Raw genomic sequence first — 834 nt, forward strand, 5'->3', positions numbered from 1 at the left:
TATAGTGGTTCAGTTGTCAAGACAAAAATTCAAGCATTTTATAATGAACCGATATCTGTAGCTGAATTAGGGAGGTGCCCCCGTTAAGCAGCATGATCAATCAGCAGTGCCGGATAATAATATGATGCGGGTGTCTGATCGTTGATCGCTGAATGACAGCGCTCAAAGTTGTAGGTATGTACATAGCTTTTGATAGCCGCTCGTGCTTCCCGGATATTGGCATACTGCGTAAGATAGCCTTCCTCATATTTGAAGCTACGAAACCAGCGTTCAATCATGATGTTGTCTGCCCAGCGGCTTTTTCCATCCATGCTCTGACGGATATGGTTTTCTTTGAGAAATGCTATGTACTCGGTGCTTGTAAACTGACATCCTTGATCAGAGTTCAGAATCAGGGGTTTTGCCACCTTGAAAGCTTTTTTCAGCGCGTTTATGACCATTCTGGTATCCAAGGTATCATCTATCTCCCAGCCAACAATACAACGGCTATACCAGTCAATGATGGCTGTCAGATACAGGAAGCCGTGCTTGATGGGGATATAGGTGATGTCGATTGACCATGCCTGATTTGGACGGTCGATAACGGCGTTACGAAGCAGATACGGGCAGACTTTTGCCTGTTGCATACGTTTGGAAAGATTCATCTTTGGATAGATCGGATCAATCCCCATTTCAATCATATAGCGGCGCGTTTTCCGGCGTCCCACCTGATGACCACGCATTTTCAGCTGTAAAGACATTTGACAAGCTCCCCAGGCAGGATTATCGGTATGCAGATGATCAATGATAGCCTTGCATTCTAACTCTTCCTGAGATATGGGTGTTCCATTATAG

1 protein-coding gene is annotated in these 834 nt (G+C 45.0%); it reads right to left on the bottom strand.

Annotated elements, in window-relative coordinates:
* Positions 1-83: 83 nt before the first annotated feature.
* Positions 84-834: IS3 family transposase (locus DW826_RS17980; protein WP_117553345.1), on the bottom strand; the 751-nt coding region annotated here is incomplete at its 5' end.

It is taken from the genome of Clostridium sp. AM34-11AC (assembly GCF_003435375.1).
Classification (GTDB): domain Bacteria; phylum Bacillota; class Clostridia; order Lachnospirales; family Lachnospiraceae; genus Pilosibacter; species Pilosibacter fragilis.